This window comes from Verrucomicrobiia bacterium, from assembly GCA_035946615.1.
Taxonomy (GTDB): Bacteria; Verrucomicrobiota; Verrucomicrobiia; order Limisphaerales; family UBA8199; genus DASYZB01.
The window spans coordinates 1-17,961 of sequence record DASYZB010000065.1; the positions used below are offsets into that span (position 1 = coordinate 1).

Consider the following 17,961-nt stretch of genomic DNA (forward strand, 5'->3'; position numbering starts at 1 on the left):
GCGAAGGCCGGCGCGAAGCGTTTGGATCTCAGTTCCGCCTACCGCCCTCCAGCGTGCAATCATACCGTTCCAACCGCCTTCATTCTAAAAGCTCCTTCCCCTTCTACCCAAACTCAGCCACTAAATTCCCCGAATATCCTAGAATCGGGGAAGGGTCACCGGAGGGTTGCTGAACGAAGTCCAAGTCGAACGCTAGCAAGCTATACTCATCTCCAACGTACCACGGGTATGGCCCTTCCTGAACATACCTCGCCGACGCGTAGGTAATCGGGCTCGTGGGTGTTCCCTGACTGATGAACTGGGACCCCTCCCAAACATCAAATCCGAGGTAATATATCCATGGTTGATAATGCCCATGGCCAACATAAAAATCCGTCCTTAGGCCAATAGCGGTTCCGGGCAGAACGGTAATGGTCGCACCCTCCACCACCATCCCGCCGGACGTGAAATCCAAAACATCATAATAATAGCCAAGGTCAGGAGAGCCAGAGATATAGCGGGGAGTCTGTGGGAAAAACGTGAGTTGGCCGGATAGGGACATCTGCGGCATGAGCGAGATTGGCGGAGAAGTTGTGCGGCCCTTCAAGTCGGACAAGAGGCCCGATGGGATTGAGGTGGTCCCTTGTGTCCTGAAGGGTGAGTTGCCGCTGAGATAGTGAGCCCCAAAATCGACGACCTGGAAGGGCGAAGGGCTTGCTGGCGCAACCGTCCTGCTCGCAGTATTCCCGAACTGAACCGCCGTCGGGCAGTTCCAAAAACCCAGGTTGTTCCCGAGGCATGCGGCGCAACCTGAAGTTTGAATTGAGATATTAGCGACGATCGAGTTGACAAAAGTCAACGCTCCGTAAGAGCCCGTCTCGGTAATCAACTGGGATGGCGGGGTGGTTGTTCCGTCAACCGTGCAGTGGTAAAACGAAGCGCTGTGTGTGAACGGGAGACTCGATGTAATGGGGTATTGGACCTGTGCCATCAGGATGTTCTCTCCCGTAAGGAAGGTGCCACAGCAGCCGCAACCGCAGCCGCTTCCCCCTTCAAGCTTGATTGCCCTTAAGCAATCCACAAATTGGGCATGTTTGATTGTAAACGCGCTGGTCTGCGTTCCGCCGGCTTTCACCGCTTCCTGGCAGTATAGAAATCGCATGTTGCTGAGGGAGGCCGAATTATAGGTGAGGTTGAGGGACGGGTTGGCGTACCAAGCGCCTGCGGTCATCCCGGAATAGTTGTTCCAGGTTCCATCCAGGGTCAGGCCAACGCTGTCATCATCGCCGGCTGTAAAAATCGCTGGACAATAGCTTGACGTTTTTAACGTGAGCGCGCCGCTGACCTCGATAAAGGCCGTAACAGCGCCGTTGCCTGTCGAGTTGGGATACTTAAATACCGCGGACTCCATCACCACAAAACCACAATAAACCGGGCCCGACACGAAATAGGTGGTACCGGCTGAAAATGTGGCGGGCGTCGAATAACCAGGGCCTACAGTTTGGATGTAATCGATAGTAAGCCCAGTGGGGATTGTTGCTAAGTTGGCCGATGCCATACGGACCTGCCCGGAGAGCGACTTGGATGAACCCTGCCGGCCCGGTCTCGGGATACCCGCGTATCCAGCGGACCATGTAGTGCGATTCTGGCTTCCTCTATTAGAGCCGCAGTCTGGCAGCGTTTGGAGGCTCGCTTGAACGGGTACGCAGGGAGCGGCGGCAAGTTGGTCATTTGAGCGGGTACGGACGGAGGCAAAATCAGAGGAATCAGTATCAGCAGCCATGTGCGCGCAGGCGGCGGCAATGTGCCGCTCTTTTCTCTGGTTATCGGTTTATTCATTTGTCGGTTCCTTGGTTACTGAATCGCGCACACCTCGCAAAAAGACAACGGCCCGGAGGCAACATTGGCGTAAAGCCCGAAGCCCGTGCGGTCAAGGCTTGAAATCTCTATATTGCAGACGGCCTGGAATGCCGGGTTATGGGCGCAACCCACATTGTCAGCTGGTGAAAGAGATTCAGCCGTAGCGAACGACCCTAACGCCATAGATTTCACACATTGGTTTCCCACAGTAAATCCTTTGCGCACGCTGTCGGTGATCTGCTTCGCTTGTAGATCAGACCCCGAACGGAAGCAAGAGAAATCTTTGGAAATATTCGATCCTGACGATCCTGATCGATTGTGTTGTGTTTAATAATCTTGCAACTCGGCGGCAGGTTTGGAATGGATTAATGCTTGCCAACGAACGAGGTTTCTTGGGCGAGGCCCGCTGCGGGAGCTTAGGGTTTGTGCGAAAATAAAGGCCGAAGTTGAGGCGTCATTCTAACATTTTGGAACGATGACTGGCTACGAAAACGGCGGGATGCGCCGCGCTCCAAACGCTTCGCGAAACAGGGACGCGCGACCGCAATCGCGAAGCGTCTGGAGCGCGCGGTATTCCCGCGCTTTGGTCACGCCCAGCGTCGCAAGGATCGGAAACAATTGCACGGGAGCTTAATGGCCACAATTAAACCATTTGCCGCCCTGCGACCCAAACCGGAACTGGCAGCCCGGATTTGCGAACTGCCTTACGACGTCATGTCGGCGGAAGAGGCCCGCCGCCTTGCGACCGATAACCCGCTGAGCTTTCTCCACGTCAGCAAACCGGAGATCGATCTGCCGCCCTCCACCGATCCTTATGCGCCGCAGGTTTATGAAACAGGCCGGCAGAATTTCCAGCGGCTGGTTGCTCAAGGCGCGTTAAGACAGGACCCGCAGCCATGTTTCTATTTATACCGCCAGGTGATGGGCGCTCACACCCAGGTCGGACTCGCGGCCGTTGCCAGTTGCGAGGATTACCTCAAGGGCGCGATTAAAAAACACGAACTGACGCGGCCCGAAAAGGAAGATGATCGGGTCCGCCACATCGAGACGCTGAATGCTCAAACCGGCCCCGTGTTTTTGGTTTATCGCGCCAATGCGGCCCTGGATGAGTTGTTTGGCCGGCGCCTGGCGTTGCCGCCTCACATTGATTTCACCGCGGCGGATGGGATTCGCCACACCGCCTGGGTTATCGAGGAACACCCCGACATTGACTTTATCCAAGCCGAATTCGGTCGAATCCCGTCTTTATACATCGCCGATGGCCACCACCGGTGCGCCGCCGCGGCCCGTGTTTATGAGGCCCGGAAAGGCCATGGCCATAGCGCCTGGTTCCTAAGCGTCATTTTTCCTCATAACCAGGCGCAGATTCTTTCTTATAACCGCGTGGTCAAGGACCTTAACGGACTCGTAGCTGAACAACTCCTCGAACGGCTCGATGGTATTTTCAGCATCTATCACGCTTCCTCTGTTCTGCACCCAGCCGTTCCGGCGCCGGCTCGCAAACATCACGTCAGCCTGTACGTGGCCGGCCAATGGCACACATTGCATTTTCGCAATCGGTTTTTGGCCTCAAGCGAGCCTGCCGAGAACCTAGATGTCACGTTACTCCAACGCCACGTGCTGGACCCAATCCTCGGTATTGACAATCCCCGCACCAGCCACCGGCTCAATTTCGTCGGCGGCATCCGGGGCACAGCGGAGCTCGAGCAGTTGGTCGATAGCGGCGAATACGCCTGCGCGTTTTCAATGTACCCAACCGGCATCGAAGACCTGATGGCCATTGCCGATGCCAATGGGCTCATGCCGCCCAAAAGCACCTGGTTCGAACCGAAATTGCGGGATGCAACGTTCTGTCACCTGATCTAAATTAGCGTCAGAAGTCTCGCCGTGTGAGGGCAGGCGGCCTGCAGAGTTCTGTCAGACCGGGTTGACCCCGGCGCAATTGCTTTCGGCGCTTGCATTACAAGTTTGCAGATGGCCGCGGAAAACGAATCGCAAACAGTCTTGGGAACCGGCCCGATGGGTTCCGTCACCAAGGCGACGCCCGCCTTTCAGAGCGCGCCCCCGAGAGCCCGGTTGGAGTTTATTGATAATCTGCGCTGGGTTATGATCCTGGGGGTCGTCAGCATGCACGCCGCGGTTACCTACGGGCACCTGGGCAGTTGGTATTTCATGGAAGACCCCAAACCCGGGTTGGTGACCTTGCTCATTTTCGCCACCTACCAGACCTTTCTCCAGGCCTTCTTCATGGGATTGTTGTTCCTGATTGCGGGTTATTTCGTTCCAGGGGCTTTCGAGCGAAAGGGCTTGGCGAAATTCCTGCGCGACCGGGCGGCGCGCCTTGGCATTCCTTCGCTGATTTTCATGGTCATCATCCAGCCCGTCACGGTTTATTGGTTGTTGCGCGATTTTTCCGATCTTTCCCGCCCGCCGCTTTCCCGGGCCTACGGGCCCTACTTAATCAGCGGGCGGTTTCTCGGGGGTTCGGGGCCGATGTGGTTCGCTGTGGCGCTGCTTCTCTTCAGCGTGGTATATGGCATGGCAAGGACAGTCAGCCGCAGAACTCCCCAAAACCAGCTCAACGCCCCATTGCCCGGGCATCGCCAACTCATGGGACTGGCAGCCGTTATGGGGCTTTGCACGTTCCTGGTGCGCATAGTGCAGCCCATGGGCACGAGCATCCTTAATATGCAGCTCTGTTACTTCTCCCAATACATCCTGCTTTTCACTGTGGGAATTTTTGCCTGGCGCCGAAATTGGCTCCTGCGCATTCCTTACACTTTCGGCATGCGCTGGCTGATTCTGTCCCTGACGCTGGGCACCCTGGTTTGGTTCGGATTGCTCTGGGCCCTTCTTAAGACCCATACCGAATCGAAGCTGCCGGGCGGCTTTACCTGGCAAAGCGCGGTGCTCAGTTTCTGGGAAGCCTTCTTTTGTGTGGGTATTTGCGCCGGGCTGTTGGTCCTGTTCCGTGAAAAATGCAACCGGCAAGGGCCCCTGGCGCGCTGGCTGAGCGACAACTGCTTTGCGGTCTATATGTTTCACACGCCCATTCTGATAGCAATCACCCTGGGCATGCGCGGCTTCGAGGCGCCTAAACTGATCAAATTTGCTTGCGCCACCGTTTTGGGGATTACGGCGACATACCTGGCCAGTAGCCTGGTCTTACGCCGCCTGGCCGGCCTCAAACGCGTGCTGTGACTTTGACAAAGTACCTGGCGAGCCTTGGCAACCGACAAGGTCCGTAGCGCGCCCTGGTAGTCTGACGCATCGCCGATTGGCTCGGGCCAAACCTGGGCGAAGCCAGTTTATTTTGGGTGTCGCAACCGTTCCAACTCGCTGAGAAGCGGCAACCAGTAGGCCTTGTCCTGGGTCCGTTGTCGCTTTTCTTCATCGTCCAGTGCGCGTTCCAATTTTGCGAGGTGGCTGGCGCTCGCGTGGAGGAGCAATGAACGGCGAGCGGCGAGCCGGTCTGCCAAATCCCGGTGTTTCCGGGCAAGTTCCAACAATAACTGCGGTGTGCGGAGTTCCAAGAGCCAGAACTTTAGCGCCGCCGCGTCTTCCTCTTGCTGATGCTGGAAGTAGTGGGCTTCCAACAGTCGCCGGATCATGGACCAGTCTTTGTCCCGCTGAGTTTTCTTGGCCTGGACAAGGTCGGGCAATGAGAGCAGATCGCACTGCGTGCCGTCGGGGAGTTTGACCGTCGTGCGTCGCTTCCAGAGGTGCGCGAAGGACTCCACACCACGCATTTTGGACATCACGTCCACTCGCAGGCGCAAGGCTTCAGGATGATGACAGCGAAAACGAAGGGCATGGCCGCGTTCGAGGTATTTTAACTCAAAGGGGGGGCACGGCGATGAGTTCGGCGCGCAACTCCGCCAGGGCTTTGCGCAAACGGGAAATGTTGGCGGCGTTCGCGTGGATGGCGAAATCCGTGTCGCGGCTAAACTCTGCCGCGCCGTAGAACACGCAGGCCTGGCCGCCCATGAGCAGGGGGCGAACGCGGTGCGCGCTCATCGAAGAAAGGACTTTGCGTATCGGGTTCGGGATCAAGTGAGCCTCCGAGGTTGAGGTAGATTTGCCAGAGCTTCTCGCTTTCCAGCCAACGCTGCACGGGGGAGAGCCGATACCATTCGGCCCACTCCTCGCCCACCAGTTGTTCCGACGAAATCACGGCCAAGGAGTAACAAATCTACGCCCTCGGTGCAAACCTATAGCAAGGCCATCTTTGAAGTGGACATCTGTTACTGCTCGATAGCCCGGTAGAAGCGCACGGGGAAATCTGTGCTGTGAGGGTCCACCAGGTTGAATAGCGGGGTCGAGGCGACATTAGTGCTGAGCGACACCCAATTCAGCAAATCCGTGCTTCCCTGGAAAATGTAATTCCCCCCGGCCATGCCTGCGGCCTCCAACTGGAACACGCCATTACTAAAGTACCCCGAGGGGGTAAAGAACACGGGCGGCAGAGTGGTGATTGGATACAACTGATTTTGGGGGATGATGGAGAGGGACGTCGAAGGGCTGCTCCAGGCAAGCTGGGCCACGGCCCCGCCGAGGGCCTGGAAATAGTCCATCTCGATGGCGTAATGCTGAAAGGCCTGCAGGTTAATGGACCCGCCCCAAGTCGTGGGTGCTTGCCGCGACCAATGATCGATCAGCAACTGATTGTTCACCCACAACCGCACGCCATCGTCGGTGGTGGTGTAAAAGGTGTAGGTCTCACTGAAGAGCGGCTGGATCATGCCAGTCCAACGGATGGTGTAGTTGGTCGGCGGGATGGAGGGATCGGGAGAGGCGGTATTCCAGTTGAAATCGATGACCGCATCAGTGCGGACCAGCGGTGAGCCCACAAAGGGATTCGATGACAGGGTATTGGGGTAGTATTGGCCCAAGAGCCCCGCGCCATGGCCTTCGACGGCGCTGTTGATGAAGGTAGCCTGGGCGATGCTGCTATTGGATGCGCCGGGCATCACCGCGATGGCTTGTACCCCGGCGTTCTGCGTCAGCACGAACGGGCCGGTGTAGAGAAGCGAGTTGGTCGTTGGGGTCGAGCCATCGACAGTGTAATAGAGCGTCGCTCCAGGAACCCCCTCGGTTAAGCTGACGCTGACTGAGTTTGTAAACGGGCCGCCGTTGGGAGTAATAAGCGGAAGGGCCAGAAACGTATTGTTACCATAAACCGCCAGCGAACCCACTGTGCCGGCATATACTTTGCCATTGGCCACCGTGGGCACCGTAAATCGAATCGGCGAGCCAGGATTATCCCGGGCGAGATTTTGGCTGCTGTTATAAAGTTCCTGGGCGACGTTGGTGGCGTTATAGGCGTGGAGCACGGCGGGGTTGGCGGCCTGCATTGCCCAGACAATCGCATTGGCATTGCCATTGGCCGAGATGCTGGGTGTCGAGGACCCGATAGCATTGGGTCCCACGCCGATGGGCGTTGGGTTGATAACCCCGTTGGATAGAGAGAAGGCCTTCAGCTTGTCTCCCGAGGCGATGTAATAAAACACCCCGTTAAACCACGCGGGCGTACACCACATCCCGTTGACCGCGCCATTGACCGATTGCACGATCTGGGTATCGCCGGAGGCGTTGAAATGGCCCAGGTTATCCCGGTCCAGCAAGTAGATCGTTCCGGCTTTGCTCCCAGCCAGCAGCAGATGCCGATGCGTCGCGCTCCCTGCGGAATCCGGCAAAACAACTTGCCCAGCGGAGCCGAGGTCAATATCGCGCAGGTTCAGATCAAGCTGGTTATAAGGTGTAAACCAATCCGCTAACGCCAGCCCATTGGTAGTCGAGAGTTTAAGCACCGAATCGCCAAAATTGCTGTTGGTTGAATCCCAGTTCCCATTGCCGCTTTCGAGATAAATCGCTCCGGTCGCATCGGCGGCGGGGCCGCAGCCTGATTCCCAGAAGCCACCGCCTGAACCGTTGGGGTTGGCATTGAAGAGGCCCGTCTGCGCCAGGGTGTAGGCATCGTACGAAAACACCCAGCCATGATAGGGCGGATAATCGAAATGCCCGGTAAAGGCAATATAGACATGTCCATTGAGCAGCAGAAGGGACGAGCGCTGATGGTGCTTCAACTGGATAAACGGGACATTCCCGTGCCCATCGTTTCCGTCCCCTACGCCCGGCACACTCCCTTGGATAACCACTGGCCCGCCAAATTTCTCGGCGCCTGTGGTCACATCCAAAGCGTGCAGCCGGTTATAGAAGTTGGTCACGCTATTGACCACCTCCTTGGTAATGGAAACCACATAGAGCGTCCCCGAAACAGGGTCAATGACCGGGGTGCCCGTGATGCCCAGTTCCGGCCCGACAAATCCCCCTGCGATGCTGGCCAGATCGGCTACCGCATTGATGGGATAGATTCCTGCTGAGGGGTTAATGAAACTGGCGTGCCACAGCGGTTGAGAGTTTGCGCCACTGTTGTTATCGGCGTCCAATGCATAAACCGAGTCGTGCTCAGTGGCGGCAAACACGACGTTGTGGACCCCTTTGCCGGGGATCGTCACGTTTGGCAACACCAGCGGTTGGGCGACCAGGTAACCATCCAAAGCGTATGAGAACAGTTTGCCAAAGGTATTGGTATTCACGTTCGCCACCGTCAGCGCGGTCTCGTTTGTATTCTGGCCGGTCCGGGCGGCATCATTGCGATAAGTGAGCACTGCGACCAGGGGTGAGGGCGCCAGATTGGTGGCAGGTGTTGTGAAGCTCGCGACAGGCATCCAGGCAGCTCCGGCAGCATTGACCGCTTCCGCCGTGAAATAAAAAGGCGTGTTAGGTGTTAGACCGTTGATCAGTTGCGCGAAGCGCCCCACTTGCGTCCCTAGCGGGACGCTGTTTGCCCAGGCGGCGGGATTATTCGCGCCATTGAGCGGACCATAATAAAGTGTCACCGCCGGCGCATCGTCTCCGGTCGAGAGCACCTGTCCGGAGAGCAAAGCGGAATTGGTTGTCACATTGGCCACCGGCAAGTTGGTGAGGCTCGCAAGAGAAGCCGCAGCCGTAGTGAAGCTTTGAGAAGGAGTCGCCCAGGCAGTTCCCGCGGAATTGATTGCGACCGCCGTAAAATAATAGGTCGCATCGACAGCCAGGCCGCTGAGCGGCAGGGCAAAGGAACCGCTCTGGGCGCCCAACCAAACCCTTTGCGCCCAGGCGGCGGCATCCGTGCCTCCGTTGGCCGGTCCGTAGTAAATCAGCACCTCGGGGGTGTCGCCGCCGGTGGCTACGACGTTTCCAAGCAACGTTGCAGAGCGGGCAGCAATGGCTTGTGCAGGCGCATTGGTGACCGACGCCACAGCGAATGGCCCGTTGCTTTGGTCTCCCTGAGTGCCACTGACGGCGTAAACCGCGGTGGCCCCTGCGCCGGGGGCCTGGTTAAAGGTCAAGCTGGCCAGCGGTTTGTTCGTTGCGCCCAGCAAAGCCACCAAATCAAGGATAGTCTGGTAAAATCGCGGGTTGTCTGGCGCCCCTTGCAACGCGCCGGTTGTCAGGTTGATTCCTTCCACTCCGCTGAGCGCAAATCCGCTGTTCCCAAACCAGTCGGGGGCATAATAGGTGGTGGTGAACGAGGTCCCGTCGGTAAAACTCAGCGTCAAATTCGGCGAACCCCCGCCGGCGCCCGAGTTGGCCAGGATGGCCAATGTGTTATAGGTCGATGGCGTGCTCAGAGTGAGAGTTGCGGTGCTGGTTCCGGTGTCGCTGCTCAATACCAACGCATTGTTCGCCGTATAAGGCTGAAGCTGAAACAGTGCGCCATCGAGCGCGCTGGCGAAGGCGCCTGAGAGCGGCAGACCATTGGATGTGCCCGGCAAGCCCTTTTGATAAAACGCCGTGCCTTCGCCGGGAACCAGTTCCGCCGCGTCGCTGGTGTAAGGCAAGCCTGTAGCAGTGTTTTCGACCACCACATCCCGATTCCAGCCGGTCAAAGCGATTGGCCCTGCGCTGCTGGCTGCCAACTGCCCACTCACCGCGTAAATAGCCGTCGAGCGGGCTAGGGGCTTGCCGAAAGTCAGACTAGCCAGCGGTTTATTGGTCGCCCCGAGCAACGTCGCCAGATTGATCGTGGTTTCATAAAATCGGGGGTTTTGCGTTCCACCGTCATCGGCGCCGGTGGTCAGGTTGATGCGGCCATTGCCGAACCAGGCGACATTGGTGGCGCCGTTAAACCAATCGGGCGCGATATAGGTGGTCATAAAGCTGGTGCCATCTGCGAAATGCAGCGTCAAGAGACCGGTTATATTCGTGGCATTCCCGGAATGGGCAAGGATGGCCAGCCGCGCGTAAGTCGCCGGCGCGGCAAGGGTCAGCGTGCCGCTGGTCAGCCCCGTATCACTGCTGAGCACCAGCGCATTGCTCGACGTATAAGGCTGAAACTGGAAAATCGTGTTGTCCCCAACCATGCTCACGAATGCCCCGGAGGGCGGCAGCCCCCAGGCGTAGCTGGGCAACCCCGTTTGATAACACGCGGCGCCCTCGCCGGCGTTCATCTCGCTGGCGTACTTGGTGAACGGCGGACCAACTGCCGTGCTTTCAACGATAATGTCCCGATTCCATCCGGTCACCGCAACCGGCATCATATTCGTCGCGGCAGGTGCAGCCGAAAGACGGCCGCTAAGCAAAAAGCTCCAAAGGAACAGCGTGGGAAAAAAGGCCAGACGAACGCAGTCAGACTGCCTCCAGCCTACTCTAATGAGGGTCATAGCCTTTTTTTATCATAAAAACGCTCCCCCGGGCAAGATCGAAGCAAAGCGCATTATGGAACCACCGCGACGCCCCAGGGGCTTGCGCCGACTTTGATTCGCCGGGCCTCTTTACCGGCGGCGAGGTCCACGACCGAAAGATCATTCGAAGGCCCGTTTGCCACGTAGAGTGTCTGGCCGTCGGGCGACAGCGCAATCCCCCATGGACGCGGTCCAACTTTGATTATATGAGTGACCTGCTGGCGCCCGGTATCAAACGAGCAAACGGTCCCCGCCCACCCCATGCTGACGTAAAGCGTTTTACCGTCTGTTGTCATGGCTAAGCCCATCGGGCGCGAGTTGGGTGGAAGCCGCACCTGGCCGAGAATGCTTCTGTCCGCCGTGTCAACGACATGGAGGACGCCGGTTGACTCCGATGGGATGAACGCGCGGCTCCCGTCTGGCAGGAACGCCACATTGCGAGGGCGCCCGCCAACAATGAAATGTCCGATGCTCTTGTTCTCCTTCGTATCGATCACGAAGATTTCGCCTCTGGTTTCGCAGGTGACGTAAACGAACCTGCCATCCGGGCTAAAGGCCACTCCTTCGGGCTCTTCTCCGACCGGGATAGATTGTTCGACCTTGCCGTCGGCGGCATTGAGAACGCTCAGCAGCCCCGCATCCTCGTTCGAAACATAGAGCATCGAGCCGTCAGCGCTCACAGCGAATTGCTCCGGGTCCGAACCGGCGGGGATTTTGCGCAGGAACTTCCTCGTACCCAGATCAATGATTCCGATGCCATCGGCGGAGTGGTCGGCCTTTTTGGCGTTGTCATCGTCGTCAACCGTGCCGGGGCCCTGATGCCGGGGGCCCCCAATAGGGCTTCCGCTGAGCGCGACAAAGAGCAACCTGCCATCCGGGCTGGGGTGGATGCCGCGTGGCCGCTTGCCAACCGAAATGGTGGTCAACACCTGGCCGGCCTGGCCATCGATGAGGGTTACATTCCCGGAGCGCTCGTTGCTGACGCAGACCATCGGGGTGGAGTTCGCCACGACAGGGGTCAGGACTGCGAGCAGGACAAGCAACCAGAGCAGCGGTGCCTTATCAGTCGGTGGCGCAACGCAATTCTGCCCTGCGCAGGGGTCCATGGCATGACCGGCGGGCGCTTCCCCGCTCCAATCGGTGGTGACAACAAGTCTCAATTTCATGATATCTTTCTTTAATAACAATGTTCAGTGGTAAACTCCAGACCCGACCCAGGGCCAATTACAAGGTCAGTTCCAAACCTTTGTAGGAGACGACGTAAGGAGGGAGTCGAGCCTCTGACCAAGATTGTCGGCTGGCCGCCTTTGGTTCACTCGGAAGTCGCTGATCAGAGACTCCTTACGTCGTCCCCTACACTCAGGAATGGCGGCGCGTTGCTTCGACTCTGTCATTAGCCTCGACGCGACCGATTGTCCGCAATACACTCGTAACCTCCCATTGGCGTTGAATTGAGCTGTCGATGAGCGTTACGCGTTAATGGTCTGGCCGCTCACGGCCAGGGCGGCTTCACGGAGCGCCTCGCCCAAAGTCGGATGCACATGACAGGTGCGCGCCAAATCCTCGCTGCTCGCGCCGAAGGCAATCGACACGGCCACCTCGTTGATCAGGTCCCCCGCATGCGGCCCCAGAATGTGCGCCCCAATAATCCGATCGGTTGTGGCATCCGCCAGGATTTTGATGAAGCCATCCACCTGGTCCAGGGTCCGCGCGCGGCCATTGGCTCGGAAAGGGAAAACGCCTTTGCGGTACTTCGTTCCAGCCTCCTTCAACTGCTCTTCAGTTTTGCCAACCGATGCTATTTCGGGCTGGGTATAGACCACTGCGGCAATTGCGTCATAATTAACATGGCCATGGCCGGTGGCCAGGTACTCGACACAAGCCATGCCTTCCTCCTCGGCTTTGTGCGCCAGCATCGGACCGGCGATGACATCGCCAATGGCGTAAAGGCCTTCGGCGCTGGTTGCAAACCGCTGGTTAACGGGGATAAACCCCTTTTTGTGCAGTTCGATACCGGCGCTCTCGGTACCGAGGTTCTCTGTGTTGGGCACCCGCCCAACCGCCACCAGAACACGATCACAGGTAATGGGTTCCTGTCCCTGGATTTCCACCAGGCACTGCCCGTCCTGCGCTCGCGCAGCGGTCACTTTCGAGTTGAGTCGAAATTCCAAGCCTTGCTTTTGGTAGAGCTTTCTGGCCGCGGCGGCAATTTCAACATCCATTCCAAACAGAATTCTATCCAGGTACTCGAGGACGGTGACGCGCGCCCCGAGCCGCCGCCAAACGGAGCCCAGCTCCAGCCCGATGTAGCCTGCGCCAATGACCACCAGGTGTGCGGGGACCTCGGGGTACGAAAGGGCTTGGGTACTCGTCCCAATGCGGTCCTGGTCGAGATTGACTCCGGGCAGGGTGGCCGGTTTGCTGCCGGTGGCGATGAGGACCCATTTGGCCTTCAATTCCAAAGCGCCCTGGGCCGAATCAATCCGCACACAACCCGGTCCTTCGATTTTACCGTGCCCAAGGTAGCGGGTGATTTTATTTTTCTTAAACAGGACTTCAACCCCACGGGTCAGTGCGCTCACAATCTGGTCTTTGCGCCGCAGCAGCGCAGGCAAGTCGAGCTTCAGGCCTTCAAAGTGGATACCGTGGACGGCCAGCCTTTCCTTGGCCTCGCGGAACCGCTCGCTGGATTCGAGCAGGGCCTTGCTGGGAATGCATCCGATGCGCAGGCAGGTGCCACCCAGGACCGGCTCCTCCTCGATGCAGGCGACGTTCAAGCCCAATTGCGCCGCCCGAATAGCTGCAACGTAGCCGCCTGGCCCGGCCCCGATAATGACCAAATCATATTCCTGTGCTTTTGCCATAAGTCCCTATCCTCCTCGCGTCGCCTTCTGGCGCTCACCTGGAACACTCTAGCGAGGCGCAAACCCCCAGAAAACCAGCCCCGTGGAAAACCGTCTGCTCTGCCGTGCTGGATCGGCAGAAAGGGGCGGCGGTTCTGGGTCTGTCGAATCCTTCCTGGCCCAGCACGGGCGCTTATGAAAACGGCCTCTATTTGCGCCGGATGCCCGCCAGTGTTTTGTGGGCGTACGAGAGCCAAAGCAGACTCAGCAGGCCAATAATGGCGATCTGACTGATGATGGGGAAACTGTAAATCAGGAAGGCACTGAGTCCACAAAGGACCGTTGCTTTGATCAAATCGAACACGTTCATAAAAACTGCACAACTTCTAACTGCGCATCAGGGTCCCTGGCGATCTCGTCCACCCGTTCCACACGCGGGTAGCCGCCGGTCCTGATAAACACACCGCATCGCCCTATAATTTTCTTTACGCCCTCTTTTGCAGGATGCCAAGTTAAAACCGAGATAAATTGAAAAAAATCGCTTGAACCGGGGCAGGAAAAATGGTCTAAAGACACCTAAAATCTGATGGAGCGAGAATCAGACAAAAAAACATTAAAAATCCTGGTCGCCGAGGATGATCCCAATGACGCCTTCCTCTTGCAGTATGCCTTCTCCAGGGCCGCCCTGAGGCCCCAGCTCGATTTTGTTCAGGACGGGCAGGAGGCGGTGGATTATTTGAACGGGACGGGCCAAGCGGGGGCCAGACGCGCTCCGGACCTGCTGTTGCTGGATTTGAAGATGCCGCGCCTGAATGGGTTCGATCTGCTCAAATGGCTCAACCGCCAGCCGAAGTTGCGTCTGGTGCCAGTCATTATCTTCAGCGCCTCCCAGGAGCCAAGCGACATCGAGCGCGCGTATGGCCTAGGCGCGAGTTCGTTTCTGGTGAAGCCGCCCACGTCGGAGGGCCTGGACCAGCTCATCGGTTGTTTCCACAGGTACTGGGCCGAGTGGAACCGCGCCGCGGAGCAGGCCTCACATGTACATGCCGCCGTTGACTCCCAGCACTTGGCCGGTGACGTAACTGGCCCTGTGGCTGGCTAGAAAGACGACAGCGTCGGCGATCTCCTCCGGTTTGCCCAGCCGCCCCATAGGGGTCATGGCCTTAACCTGGTTGACAGCCGCCTCAGGCATCCCGTTGACCATATCCGTCTCGATAAAGCCCGGGGCGACGGCATTGACCGTTATCCCCTTGCGGGCGAGTTCTCGGGCAAGACTTTCTGTAAGGGAAATGATGGCCCCTTTGGTAGCCGCGTAGTTGGCCTGACCGAAGTTGCCAGTCTGGCCGACGATTGAGGAGATGTTGATGATGCGGCCCCAGCCGGCGCCGACCATGTCTTGGGCGACCAGTTGCGTGGTGTAAAAGACACCATCGAGGTTGACGCGCATGACCTCATCCCACATGGCGCGGGTCATTTTCAGGAAAGACTTGTCGCGAGTGATGCCGGCATTATTGACCAGGATGGCGATAGGCCCCAAATCACGGAGCACCTGTTGAATGACATTCTGCATCTCCTCGGAGTTGGCAACATTGGCCTGATAACACCGGCAACGCACCCCTTTCTCAGCCATGATGCTGTTGGCCAGCGCCTCAGCCTGCTCTTTGGAAGCCTGAAACGTGAACGCCACATCCGCACCCGCCTCGGCCATGGCCATCACCGTCGCTCTCCCGATGCCCCGGCTCCCTCCGGTCACCAGGCACACTTTGTTCTCCAGTTCTTTGCTCGAATGATTGTTGTTGGAATTGTTCATTGTTGCTTCCTTCCGCGTTTTGACTGTTTGCCGCGCGCCAGCCAGCTCCAGGACCACTTCCCCAGTCCGGAAGGCGCAAGCCCCTTGTTCCCTAGTTACCTTGTTACTAGAGCAGAAAGGAGGGGCTAATGGCTAGGTAGGTAATCGCCCCAGGCATTCCAAAGTCTAATGTTGATTATTCCTGTGAGATCAGCCCGGTTTGCAGCGCGAACCGGACCAGGCCGGGGATATCGTAGATATTCAAACGTTCCATAAGTTTAGCCCGGTGGTACTCGACGGTTTTGGGACTCACCTTGAGGATGAGGGCGATGGCCTTAGTCGTCTGGCCCTCGGCGATAAGTTGGAGAATCTCTCGCTGCCGGTCGGTGAGCTTTTCGAGGGGGCTTTTTTGATGAGCTATTTGCTGGAGCGGGAGTTTTTTCAGCAGGCGGCTGGAGATTTCCCGGGTGAGGTAGATTTCTCCTCCCGCTACCCGATCGAGAGCGGCGCCCAGTTCGGCGGTGGCCGCTTTCTTGAGCAGGTACCCTGCGGCGCCGGCTTTGAGGGCTTGCCAGAAGTACTCTTCGTTCTGGTGCATCGAAAGAATAATGACACGGGTTTTGGGAAATTCTTTGGTAATACGGGCAGTGGTTTCCAAGCCGTTGAGGCCCCGCATCGAGATGTCCATGAAAACGATATCGGGTTGCCGTGCCTGGAGCAGTTCAAGGGCTTCACGGCCATCGCTGGCCTCGGCGACGATTTCGACCTGAGGCAGTTTCTCGAGTTCGGCGCGAATGCCCGCCCGGACAATCGGATGATCGTCGGCGAGCATGACCCGAAGGCGTTTGGCGGTATCATTCATCGAATTCAGAGGTTGTTTTGAGGCCCTGCGACTCCAGCGGGAACCAGGCATGGACCTCGGTGCCACGGCCCGGAGAGGAATTGAATTCCAGGCCGCCCCCAGCCAGGGAGGCGCGCTCCTCCATGCTCAAGAGCCCCAGGCTTGCCCCCTGCACGGCCTCGCCGCGAGAAGCATGGACATCAAACCCAACCCCATCATCACGCACCGAGAGGTGCAGATGACCGTTCAGGCGGGTCAGTTCCACTTTGACTGCATGGGCCTGGGCATGGCGCACCACGTTCGTCAGGGCCTCCTGGGCGACGCGGAAACATTCCGTTTCGACAACCGGGTTGAACCGTTCATCGAGGGCCTCGGCGCAGAATTCCGCCTTCATGCCGGTGAGGGCGGCTTGACGCTGGGTGTACCAGCGCAAGGCAGGAGCAAGGCCCAAATCATCCAGAATTGAGGGGCGCAAGTTGAGCGAGAGATCATGCACCTGTTCGAGGACCCGTTCAACGGCCCGAATGCCCTCCTGAAGCCGGCGGTCGAGCGCGGCGCGGCTCGAGGTTTGGAGGGCCGCCTGCAAGTTCATCTCAGCCACGGTGAGGCTCTGGCCGATTTCGTCGTGCAGCTCGCGCGCAATATGGCGCCGCTCGCTCTCCTGGACCTCAACCAAACGCTGAGAGAGGGCTTGGAGTTTGCGATTCGCTCGTTCGCGCTCGCGCTCGCGATGCTCCAAAGCCCCGGCCATCTTATCGAAAGCGAAGGTCAGTTGGCCCAATTCGTCATGGCCATGAGCCAGTCCGGTTCGCGCGCCCAGATCGCCTGCGGCCAGCCGCGCGCTGGTGCGCACTAGCGCATGTACAGGATGCAAGATGAGCAATTGACTGCCAATCCAGCCCAAGGCGATAGCGACGCAGGCCGCGATTCCGAGCCAGGTCAGATTCCGTTGCAGCAGGAGGTCCGCGCGCGCGAAGATTGCCCGTTGTGGAATGGCCAGAATGGTCCCTTCGTCGCCAGAAGCTAAATGACTTGGCGCCGCTCTAAAGGCATACACCATCGGCACGCCGGCCTGGGTTCGCTGCACGACTTGGCCGGGGTGAACAAAAGCGCTGTCCACCAGCGACCGATCTGTCATTTGGCGGCCTACCCATTGTTCGGGCGCCGGAAAGCGGGCGAGGATCGTGCCGCGCCGGTCGATTTGTGTCCAGCTCGCCTGAGGCGGCAATTGCCCCCGCAGTTGGGTGCGGGGCCCAGACTTTCTCAAATCCAAATCGGCATACAGGACTGCCAGCATTCTGTCCGAATCGTCCAGAATCGGGTAACCGAAAGCGACGACAGCCGGATTCCTCTCAGCATCAGAGGAAAGAGCCCCCAAAGCAAACGTGCGGGTCTCGAGGACCTTTCTAAAGAGTTGAGGCGCGGTCTGGTCCCGGTTTAAAACAGGCCGGGCGCTGGCCAGAAGAGTCCCATTGGTGCTGATGATCCCCAAATTGGAATAGCGCGGATAGGTCTTCAACAAATCGCTCAAGTATTCCGCCGCCTTCCCCGGATCGAGCGAATGGACGGGAGAAGATTCCGAGATGGCCAGGAGCAATTGGCGTCCGGCCGCGACGGCTGCCTGCTCCTCCTGCTGAGAGATTTGGAGCATTCTTTGTGAGCGCTGCCGCCAGTTTTCCAAAGCGCGCCGGCGCTCTTCGCCCGCCGTGTGCAAAGTCAATGCCACAAGCGGCGCGCAGGTCAGCAACACCAGCAAGAATAGCCGGAACCTCAAGCCGGAGAAGACCCGAATCATAAAATGCCAAGGGGCTCTCATTGCAGATAGCTTACCACAAACATGCCCGCGATAAACAGGCTTTTCAAACGAGCCCCGAAAGGCGGCCCGCTTGTCTGGCCTGCTATTGTTATTGATAAAAGGTT

13 protein-coding genes are annotated in these 17,961 nt (G+C 58.1%); 3 read left to right on the top strand and 10 right to left on the bottom strand.

What is annotated here, in order from left to right:
- Positions 1 to 103: 103 nt before the first annotated feature.
- On the bottom strand, positions 104 to 1,537 hold the full coding sequence (locus VG146_10060) for a hypothetical protein (protein ID HEV2392692.1): 1,434 nt from the start codon (positions 1,535 to 1,537) through the stop codon (positions 104 to 106).
- Between the two features lie 935 nt (positions 1,538 to 2,472).
- Between VG146_10060 and VG146_10065 the strand changes: the two genes are divergently transcribed.
- On the top strand, positions 2,473 to 3,705 hold the full coding sequence (locus tag VG146_10065) for a DUF1015 family protein (protein HEV2392693.1): 1,233 nt from the start codon (positions 2,473 to 2,475) through the stop codon (positions 3,703 to 3,705).
- A gap of 108 nt (positions 3,706 to 3,813) precedes the next feature.
- A complete protein-coding gene (locus VG146_10070; GenBank protein HEV2392694.1) occupies positions 3,814 to 5,040 on the top strand; it encodes an acyltransferase family protein in 1,227 nt (408 codons plus the stop codon).
- Between the two features lie 107 nt (positions 5,041 to 5,147).
- On the opposite strand, the gene VG146_10075 is transcribed toward VG146_10070, so the two are convergent.
- From VG146_10075 to VG146_10100, 6 genes are all read right to left on the bottom strand, one after another.
- On the bottom strand, positions 5,148 to 5,618 hold the full coding sequence (locus VG146_10075; GenBank protein HEV2392695.1) for a hypothetical protein: 471 nt from the start codon (positions 5,616 to 5,618) through the stop codon (positions 5,148 to 5,150).
- Between the two features lie 58 nt (positions 5,619 to 5,676).
- Entirely contained in the window at positions 5,677 to 5,856 is a 180-nt protein-coding gene (locus VG146_10080) for a hypothetical protein (protein HEV2392696.1), read from the bottom strand.
- 227 nt (positions 5,857 to 6,083) lie between these two features.
- Entirely contained in the window at positions 6,084 to 10,424 is a 4,341-nt protein-coding gene (locus VG146_10085; GenBank protein HEV2392697.1) for a PA14 domain-containing protein, read from the bottom strand.
- Positions 10,425 to 10,600: 176 nt separating this feature from the next.
- Positions 10,601 to 11,734 carry a beta-propeller fold lactonase family protein gene (locus VG146_10090; GenBank protein ID HEV2392698.1) on the bottom strand — a complete coding sequence of 378 codons (1,134 nt, stop codon included), beginning with the start codon at positions 11,732 to 11,734 and terminating at the stop codon, positions 10,601 to 10,603.
- A 303-nt stretch (positions 11,735 to 12,037) separates the two neighbouring features.
- Positions 12,038 to 13,432 (bottom strand): dihydrolipoyl dehydrogenase, encoded by a 1,395-nt coding sequence (lpdA, locus tag VG146_10095; protein ID HEV2392699.1) that lies wholly within the window; start codon positions 13,430 to 13,432, stop codon positions 12,038 to 12,040.
- A gap of 187 nt (positions 13,433 to 13,619) precedes the next feature.
- The gene (locus VG146_10100; GenBank protein ID HEV2392700.1) at positions 13,620 to 13,781 is read right to left on the bottom strand and encodes a hypothetical protein; all 162 of its coding nucleotides are present in this window, start codon (positions 13,779 to 13,781) and stop codon (positions 13,620 to 13,622) included.
- A 216-nt stretch (positions 13,782 to 13,997) separates the two neighbouring features.
- On the opposite strand from VG146_10100, the gene VG146_10105 reads away from it, so the two are divergent.
- The gene (locus tag VG146_10105) at positions 13,998 to 14,513 is read left to right on the top strand and encodes a response regulator (protein HEV2392701.1); all 516 of its coding nucleotides are present in this window, start codon (positions 13,998 to 14,000) and stop codon (positions 14,511 to 14,513) included.
- On the opposite strand, the gene VG146_10110 is transcribed toward VG146_10105, so the two are convergent.
- The 3 genes from VG146_10110 to VG146_10120 form a co-directional block, all read right to left on the bottom strand.
- Complete coding sequence (locus VG146_10110) at positions 14,445 to 15,221, bottom strand: beta-ketoacyl-ACP reductase (GenBank protein HEV2392702.1); 777 nt, start codon at positions 15,219 to 15,221, stop codon at positions 14,445 to 14,447. The two genes, VG146_10105 and VG146_10110, sit on opposite strands and share 69 nt — an antisense overlap.
- Before the next feature lie 175 nt (positions 15,222 to 15,396).
- Complete coding sequence (locus VG146_10115) at positions 15,397 to 16,062, bottom strand: response regulator transcription factor (protein HEV2392703.1); 666 nt, start codon at positions 16,060 to 16,062, stop codon at positions 15,397 to 15,399.
- A complete protein-coding gene (locus VG146_10120) occupies positions 16,055 to 17,857 on the bottom strand; it encodes an ATP-binding protein (protein ID HEV2392704.1) in 1,803 nt (600 codons plus the stop codon). The genes VG146_10115 and VG146_10120 overlap by 8 nt, the downstream gene beginning before the upstream one ends.
- Between the last annotated feature and the right edge of the window lie 104 nt (positions 17,858 to 17,961).

Coding starts and splice junctions, on each gene's coding strand:
- VG146_10060 (HEV2392692.1), bottom strand. CDS start 1,537: ATGGCATCGGCCAACTTAGCAACAATCCCCACTGGGCTTACTATCGAT.
- VG146_10065 (HEV2392693.1), top strand. CDS start 2,473: ATGGCCACAATTAAACCATTTGCCGCCCTGCGACCCAAACCGGAACTG.
- VG146_10070 (HEV2392694.1), top strand. CDS start 3,814: ATGGCCGCGGAAAACGAATCGCAAACAGTCTTGGGAACCGGCCCGATG.
- VG146_10080 (HEV2392696.1), bottom strand. CDS start 5,856: ATGAGCGCGCACCGCGTTCGCCCCCTGCTCATGGGCGGCCAGGCCTGC.
- VG146_10085 (HEV2392697.1), bottom strand. CDS start 10,424: ATGATGCCGGTTGCGGTGACCGGATGGAATCGGGACATTATCGTTGAA.
- VG146_10090 (HEV2392698.1), bottom strand. CDS start 11,734: ATGAAATTGAGACTTGTTGTCACCACCGATTGGAGCGGGGAAGCGCCC.
- lpdA (HEV2392699.1), bottom strand. CDS start 13,432: ATGGCAAAAGCACAGGAATATGATTTGGTCATTATCGGGGCCGGGCCA.
- VG146_10100 (HEV2392700.1), bottom strand. CDS start 13,781: ATGAACGTGTTCGATTTGATCAAAGCAACGGTCCTTTGTGGACTCAGT.
- VG146_10105 (HEV2392701.1), top strand. CDS start 13,998: ATGGAGCGAGAATCAGACAAAAAAACATTAAAAATCCTGGTCGCCGAG.
- VG146_10110 (HEV2392702.1), bottom strand. CDS start 15,221: ATGAACAATTCCAACAACAATCATTCGAGCAAAGAACTGGAGAACAAA.
- VG146_10115 (HEV2392703.1), bottom strand. CDS start 16,062: ATGAATGATACCGCCAAACGCCTTCGGGTCATGCTCGCCGACGATCAT.
- VG146_10120 (HEV2392704.1), bottom strand. CDS start 17,857: ATGAGAGCCCCTTGGCATTTTATGATTCGGGTCTTCTCCGGCTTGAGG.